This is a genomic window from Streptomyces capoamus (genome assembly GCF_014654935.1).
Lineage (GTDB): Bacteria > Actinomycetota > Actinomycetes > Streptomycetales > Streptomycetaceae > Streptomyces > Streptomyces capoamus.
Genome location: NZ_BNBF01000022.1, coordinates 107,059 through 112,068, shown reverse-complemented (window position 1 = coordinate 112,068; position 5,010 = coordinate 107,059). Strand labels below are relative to the sequence as shown.

Annotated in this window: 6 protein-coding genes and 1 pseudogene; 2 read left to right on the top strand and 5 right to left on the bottom strand. The window is 71.6% G+C overall.

Going from position 1 to position 5,010, the window contains the following annotated elements; all coding sequences use genetic code 11:
* Positions 1-53 precede the first annotated feature (53 nt).
* Both IE312_RS29445 and IE312_RS29440 read left to right on the top strand, forming a co-directional pair.
* Complete coding sequence (locus IE312_RS29445) at positions 54-1,142, top strand: right-handed parallel beta-helix repeat-containing protein (RefSeq protein WP_189985328.1); 1,089 nt, start codon at positions 54-56, stop codon at positions 1,140-1,142.
* Positions 1,143-1,185: 43 nt separating this feature from the next.
* Positions 1,186-2,250 (top strand): methyltransferase, encoded by a 1,065-nt coding sequence (locus IE312_RS29440; protein ID WP_229900571.1) that lies wholly within the window; start codon positions 1,186-1,188, stop codon positions 2,248-2,250.
* Positions 2,251-2,323: 73 nt separating this feature from the next.
* Here the strand turns inward: IE312_RS29440 and IE312_RS29435 are convergent, their stop codons facing one another.
* The 5 genes and pseudogenes from IE312_RS29435 to IE312_RS42345 all read right to left on the bottom strand — a co-directional run.
* On the bottom strand, positions 2,324-2,656 hold the full coding sequence (locus IE312_RS29435) for a TcmI family type II polyketide cyclase (RefSeq protein WP_189985327.1): 333 nt from the start codon (positions 2,654-2,656) through the stop codon (positions 2,324-2,326).
* Positions 2,657-2,681: 25 nt separating this feature from the next.
* Complete coding sequence (locus IE312_RS29430; RefSeq protein ID WP_189985326.1) at positions 2,682-3,161, bottom strand: SRPBCC family protein; 480 nt, start codon at positions 3,159-3,161, stop codon at positions 2,682-2,684.
* A gap of 1 nt (position 3,162) precedes the next feature.
* Positions 3,163-3,417: an acyl carrier protein gene (locus tag IE312_RS29425; RefSeq protein WP_189985325.1), complete on the bottom strand. Its 255-nt coding sequence runs from the start codon at positions 3,415-3,417 to the stop codon at positions 3,163-3,165.
* 19 nt (positions 3,418-3,436) lie between these two features.
* The gene (locus IE312_RS29420) at positions 3,437-4,681 is read right to left on the bottom strand and encodes a beta-ketoacyl synthase N-terminal-like domain-containing protein (RefSeq protein WP_189985324.1); all 1,245 of its coding nucleotides are present in this window, start codon (positions 4,679-4,681) and stop codon (positions 3,437-3,439) included.
* Between the two features lie 7 nt (positions 4,682-4,688).
* Positions 4,689-5,010: pseudogene (locus IE312_RS42345) on the bottom strand (beta-ACP synthase); the annotation flags it as partial.

Genomic DNA, 5,010 nt, shown 5'->3' with positions numbered 1-5,010 from the left:
GCCGGACGGAGCATCCGGCCGGTAATCGGCTTGTCCGCTCTTAGCCTCGGCATGTGACAAAACGACACATTGCGTACCTGGCGTGTGCCACGACCCTCGTCGGAGCGTTCGTCGGCGCCACCCCGGCGTCGGCCGCCCACCGAGTCCTCGTGGTGCACGCGGGTGAGTCGATCCAGAAGGCGGTCAACTCCGCCAAGGCCGGCGACACGGTGTTCGTGTCCGCCGGCACCTACCGTGAGACCGTCACGGTGAAGACCGCGGGCCTCACCCTGCGCGGTGCGGGCCCCGGCACCGTCATCCAGCCCCCGAAGAAGCGGACCAAGCCCGCCCCGCACGGCACGAAGGCCGCCGTCACCTGCCTCTCGGACGGCAACGGCATCTGCGTGGTCGGGGGCAAGAACAAGCCCCTGACGGGCGTCACCGTCTCCGACCTGAAGGTGACCGGGTTCGCCAGGTCCGGTGTGTTCTCCATGGGCACCGACCGGCTGACCGTCAAGCGTGTCGTCGCCGAGCGCAACGGCCAGTGGGGCATCGCCCAGGAGCACTCCACCCGCGGGCTGTTCCGCAACAACACCGCCCTGGGCAACGGGGACGCCGGCCTGTTCCTCGCCAACAACGTCAAGGCCGAGCAGGGCGCCGCGGACAGCAAGGGCGCGGTGGTCGACCACAACCGGCTGCAGGACAACCGGATCGGCCTCACCGTCCGCCGCCTGCGCAACCTCGCCGTCACGCACAACTACGTCACCGGCAACTGCGCGGGCGTGTTCGTCGTCGGCGACGAGAACAAGCCGCGGGCCGGCGCCCTCACCGTCAGCGACAACCTGGTCGTGCAGAACAACAAGTACTGCCCGAAGACCGCCCGGCTGCCCTACCTGAAGGGCTCCGGCATCGTGCTGACCGGAACCGAGCAGGCCCTGGTGACACGCAACCGGGTCACCGGGCACCAGGGCAAGTCCCCGCTGTCGGGCGGCATCGTCCTGTTCAAGAGCTTCGTGGGCGCCCCCAGCGAGAAGAACCGGATCACCGACAACCACCTGGCGGACAACTCCCCGGCGGACCTCGTGAACCAGGAGACCGTCAAGAGCGGCAACGCCTTCTCCGGCAACTCCTGCAAGGCCTCCAGGCCAGCGGGCCTGTGCTGACCGGACGGCCGTACCCGACCCACGCAAGGAAGGAAGGCGGCACATGACCGCACCATCCCGCGCGCCCTCGGCTCCCCCGGCGCCGGGGGCACCCCCCTCCCCTCCCCCGTCGATGCGGCTGCGTGAGCTCGCTTTCGGGGCGGCCTGCGCCGCCGCGGTCCGCGCCGCCGCCCGGCTGGGTGTCGCCGACGCGCTCGGTGACGCCCCCATGACCGTGGAGACCCTGGCGACGGCGCTGCGCACCGAGCCGGGGCCGCTGCGCCGGCTGCTGCGCGCCCTGTCCTGCTACGGCGTCTTCGCCGAGCGGCCGGACGGGACGTTCGCCCACACCGAGATGTCCCGGCTGCTGCGCGAGGACGACCCGAACAGCCTGCGGGCCATCGCCCTGTGGTGCACCGAGCCGTGGACCTGGGACGCCTGGCCGCGGCTGGACGACGCGGTGCGCAGCGGCCGGAACGTCGTGGAGGACCTGTACGGCAAGGAGTTCTTCGCCTACCTCAACGAGGACGCCCCGGAGTCCGCGGACGTCTTCAACCGCGCGATGACCCGCTCCAGCGAGCAGTCGGCGCGGGAGGTGGCGGCCCTGCTGGACCTGTCCGGCAGCCGCTCGGTCGCGGACATCGGCGGCGGCCAGGGCCATGTGGTGGCCAGCCTGCTGGACAAGTACCCGGCGATGCACGGCAGCCTGCTCGACCTGCCCCGGGTGGTGGAGAACGCCCTGCCGCGGCTGCGCGCGGGCGGCGACCTCGCCGACCGCGTGCGGATCGTGCCCGGCGACGTCCGGGACGCGGTCCCGGTCGAGGCGGACGTCTACATCATCAAGAACATCCTGGAGTGGGACGACGAGAGCACGGCCCGGCTGCTGCGCAACGTCGTCGAGGCGGGCGGCCCCGGCACCCGCGTCGTCGTCATCGAGAACCTGGTGGACGACACCCCCTCGATGCGCTTCAGCACCGCCATGGACCTGCTGCTCCTGCTGAACGTCGGCGGGGCCAAGCACACCACCGACAGCATGGTCGGCCGGCTGGAGGCGGCGGGCCTGGCCGTCGGGGAGATCCGCCCGGTCAACCCGTTCCTGCACGCGTTCGACTGCATGGTCCCCGCGTGAGCGACTCCCCCCAGCACACCGGTGCCGGGTCCGCGTCGGACGCGGGCCCGGCACCGGTGGTCCGGCCGGAGGGTCAGGCGCCGGCGTCGCGCTCCCAGACGTAGAAGCGCTGTGCCATGGCGTCCTTGGGGGACCGCCAGGTCTCCGGGTCGTACGCGCTGACGTACGCCGAGAGCCGCTCGCTGACCTCCCTGAACTCGGGGTGCGAGGAGATCTTGGCGATGGCCGGTCCCGGCTCGCGGTCGGACTCGATCAGGTGCATGTACACGTCGCCGAACTGGAAGAGGCTGCGCCGGACGACACCGACGAGGTGCGGCAGCTCTCCGCGGTCGGACTCCGCGAACACCTTCGCGATGCCGGGGGCGGAGTCCGGGGCCATCCGGGCGACGATCAGGGCCTGGTGCACGGTCGTCTCTCTCCTGTCGTCCGGCTCAGTCGGCCAGGGCCGGGGCGGGCCGCTCACCGGCGGCCGCCTTCTCGATCTTCTCCCGGATCAGCTCCAGCTGGATCTTGGAGTTCCGGTTGATGTTGTCGGTCATCCAGTCGTCGTCGACCGGCGCGTCCGGCTTCATCGCGAAGTCCTGGGTCCAGATCATCCGGGTGCCGGCGGGGACCTCCTCGTACTTCCAGTGGATGTTCATGTGGGCGAAGGGCCCGGTCTCCACCCGGCGCGCCGTGACGGTGCGGGAGGCACGGTCCGGCTCGCGCTCGGAGACCCAGCTCCAGACGGTGCCGTTCTCGTCCGGGTGCATGGTGAGCCGGAACGTCGTCTTCTCGCCCTCCTTCTTGAGGACCTCCACCGACGCGTACTCGCTGAACAGCTGCGGCCAGCGCTCCAGGTCGTTGGTCATGTCCCAGACCAGGTCGAGCGGGGCGGCGATGGTGATCTCGTTCTGGGTGTGTCCTGTCATGTCAGGCTCCTGCCATCAGGGTGCTGTTGACGAGGTCGAGGAACTGCTGCGGCGTCTTGCAGCGCTCCGCGTCGACCGGCATCGGGGTGCCGTGCGTGTTCTCCAGCTCTCCGACGATGCCGAGCAGGCCGAGCGAGTCGACGCCGAGGACGTCGAATCCCATCTCGGGCTGTTCCTTGAGCTGCTCCGGGCTGACGGTGACCCCGGCGGCCTTCTTCATCAGCGCGGCGAGTTCTTCCACGGTGATCTGGGGCATGTTCTCCTCCTTTGCTTCCTCACTGCGCGGTGCCGCGTCGCAGCACCAGCGCCGAGTTCGACCCCATGAGTCCGCGGCTGAGGACCAGCGCCGTCCGCAGTTCGGCGACACGGGCGCCGCCCGTCACGAGGTCGAGATCGTGGCTGACGTCGAAGACGTTCGGCGTCGGCGGGATCAGGCCGTGCTCCATGGCGAGCACGGCCGCCGCGGTGTCCAGTACGGGGGCCGCGCAGTACCCCCGGCCGATCCCGGACTTCGGGGCGGTGACCGGTACCCGGCCGGCCCGGTCGCCGAGGACGTCGGCGATGGCCAGCGCCTCGGCGCGGTCCGCCGCCGGCACCCCGAGGGCGTCGGCGAAGACGACGTCGACCTCCTCGGGGGCGCAGTCGGCCTCCCGCAGGGCCTGCCGGACGGCCTGCGCGAGGCCGTGCCGGGACTCCTCCCAGCGGGAGGCGCCGGTGAAGGTGGCGCCGTGGCCCGCCACGACGGCCCGGATCCGGGCGCCGCGGGCGCGGGCGGTGCCCGAGGCCTCCACCACGAGCATCGCGCCGCCCTCGGCCGGCACGAACCCGCAGGCCCCCTCCGTGAACGGGCGGTAGGCCCGGGACGGGTCGGGCTCGCGGCTCAGTTCGCCGTAGCCGAGCTGGCAGACCATCGAGTACGGCGCGAGGGGCGCCTCGGTGGAGCCGGCCACGATCACGTCGGTGCCGCGCCGCACCGCCCGTGCCGCGTGGGCGAGGGCGTCCAGGCCGCCGGCCTCGTCGGAGGCGACGACCGAGCAGGGTCCCTTGAAGCCGCGGCGGATGGACACCTGGCCGGTGCTCGCGGCGTAGAACCAGGCGATGGACTGGTACGGCCCGACGAACCGGCTGCCCTTGCCCCACAGCTGCTGCAGTTCGCGCTGGCCGAACTCGCCGCCGCCGGAGCCGGCCGCGGTGACCACGCCGATGGAGTAGGGCGCGTCGGGCACGCTGCCCGGCCCGAGCCGGGCGTCGTCCAGCGCGAAGTCGGCCGCGGCCATGGCGTAGTGCGTGAACCGGTCGGTCTGGACGAGGAAGCGTTCCTCGATCGTGTCCGCCGGGTCGAAGGCGCGGACCTCACCGGCCACCTTGAGGGGGAGGTGCTCGCAGCCCTCGCGGGTGATCCGGTCGAGGACGCTCAGGCCCTCCTGGGTGGACTTCCAGAAGGTGCCGGTGGTGGTGCCGTTGGGCGCGACCACACCGATGCCGGTGATGGCCGCGTGCCGGTCCTTCGGTTCGCTCATCGTGTCCTCACTCCCTCGGCCGGGTCAGGATCACCGCGGACTGGAAGCCGCCGAACCCGCTGCCCACCGACAGCACGCTGGTCAGCTTCCGTTCGCGGGCGACACGCGGGACGTAGTCCAGGTCGCACTCCGGGTCGGGGATCTCGTAGTTCGCGGTCGGCGGTACGACCTGCTTGACGAGGGCCAGCACACAGGCGACCAGCTCGATGGCACCGATCGCCCCGAGGGAGTGCCCCACCATGGACTTGATGGAGCTCATCGGCGTGTCGTAGGCGTGGTGGCCGAGCGCCCGCTTCACGGCCGCCGTCTCGTGGCGGTCGTTCTGCCGG

Excerpts from the sequence above, each read along its gene's own strand:
- IE312_RS29430 (WP_189985326.1), bottom strand. The coding sequence starts at position 3,161 with ATGACAGGACACACCCAGAACGAGATCACCATCGCCGCCCCGCTCGAC.
- IE312_RS29425 (WP_189985325.1), bottom strand. The coding sequence starts at position 3,417 with ATGCCCCAGATCACCGTGGAAGAACTCGCCGCGCTGATGAAGAAGGCC.
- IE312_RS29420 (WP_189985324.1), bottom strand. The coding sequence starts at position 4,681 with ATGAGCGAACCGAAGGACCGGCACGCGGCCATCACCGGCATCGGTGTG.
- IE312_RS29440 (WP_229900571.1), top strand. The coding sequence starts at position 1,186 with ATGACCGCACCATCCCGCGCGCCCTCGGCTCCCCCGGCGCCGGGGGCA.